General features: G+C 44.1%; 1 protein-coding gene and 1 pseudogene. Both read left to right on the top strand.

Annotation, left to right across the window (positions count from 1 at the left end; all coding sequences use genetic code 11):
- Nucleotides 1-228, top strand: a pseudogene (locus tag F6K53_RS43430) (hypothetical protein); the annotation flags it as partial.
- 38 nt (nt 229-266) lie between these two features.
- Nucleotides 267-1,217: an NAD(P)-dependent oxidoreductase gene (locus F6K53_RS43425; protein WP_293086933.1), complete on the top strand. Its 951-nt coding sequence runs from the start codon at nt 267-269 to the stop codon at nt 1,215-1,217.
- The last annotated feature ends 44 nt before the right edge of the window (nt 1,218-1,261 follow it).

Genomic DNA, 1,261 nt, shown 5'->3' with positions numbered 1-1,261 from the left:
GATGTCGCAACTCCAGTGGATGTGGAACGAGAAGTGGGCATTCCCACAGGTCATGTCTTCCATCAATCTCTTTCCTGGCCTTTTGTAGAATCAGAAGAAGAACGGGGAATGTGGGGTGTGGAGATTGGCTTTGATAATATCTTCTTGTGTGGTTCTGGAGCTAAACGGGGAGGATGTGTTAGTGGGATTCCAGGGCATAATGCAGCTATGAAGATTATAGGGGGTTGATGCTAAGGATTACTTGATGCTGTTTTTCAGTCTAAATTATGAAAGTTTTATTGTGTAGCGATAGCGCAACACTAGCAGTAAGCTTACTAGCATCACAACTATCAGACCATGAAATTATCACCTGTCCCTCAGATACTATTATCAAGTATTTAGATAGTGTTGATGTTGTGATACCTTGGATGGCTAACATTGATGCTTCAATCATTGCCTCTGGACACTTTGGTTTAGTGCAAGAGTTTGGTGTCGGTATAGAAACTATAGACATTGAGGCAGCTACTGGTGCTGGAGTATGGGTAGCACATGTACCTGGGCGTGTTTCTGGCAATGCTGATTCCGTTGCCGAACATGCCATCATGCTAATGCTAATGCTCTCACGACACATAACAACCACACAGCAATCATCTAAAAGTGAAGACTGGAGTGCAAAAGCAGGTATTGCCTTATTGGGAAAAACAGCTTGTATCGTTGGACTTGGTGACATTGGTACGGCATTAGCGGTACGCCTAAAAGCTTTTGGAATGCGTCTTGTTGCGGTTCGGCAACACCCAGAACGTGGTGCGTTACCAGAAACAGGGATAGAAAAAGTTTACGGCTCTAATAATCTTTCTGAAGCGTTATCAATTGCTGACTATATTATCTTGTGTGCCGAGTATACTAAAAACACTCATCATCTGATTAATCAGAACACACTAGCAGCAATTAAACCTGGAGCATTTCTCATCAACGTAGCACGGGGTGGTTTAGTGGACACAGATGCCTTAGAAGCAGCACTAGAGAACGGAGATTTAGCAGGAGCTGGTCTTGATTTCGTTGACTCCCCCACAGATTCTCTTCGTCAGCAAAACGTAATTATTACTCCACACATTGCTGCCATAACCGACGTAAGTTACGATGGTATTGCGGCTGTGGTGATTGATAACATTAGACGCTACGCACGAGGTGAACAGCCACGATACACCATCAACACGCCTCATAAGTTACGACGCTGAGAGTAATTATCTGTCTCAATTCCCAACCCGGATGCAATTCCGGT

This window comes from Moorena sp. SIO4A1, from assembly GCF_010672065.1.
Lineage (GTDB): Bacteria > Cyanobacteriota > Cyanobacteriia > Cyanobacteriales > Coleofasciculaceae > Moorena.
The sequence above is the reverse complement of the archived record's forward strand: the minus strand, read 5'-3'. Positions and strand labels throughout refer to the sequence as shown.

Excerpts from the sequence above, each read along its gene's own strand:
- F6K53_RS43425 (WP_293086933.1), top strand. The coding sequence starts at position 267 with ATGAAAGTTTTATTGTGTAGCGATAGCGCAACACTAGCAGTAAGCTTA.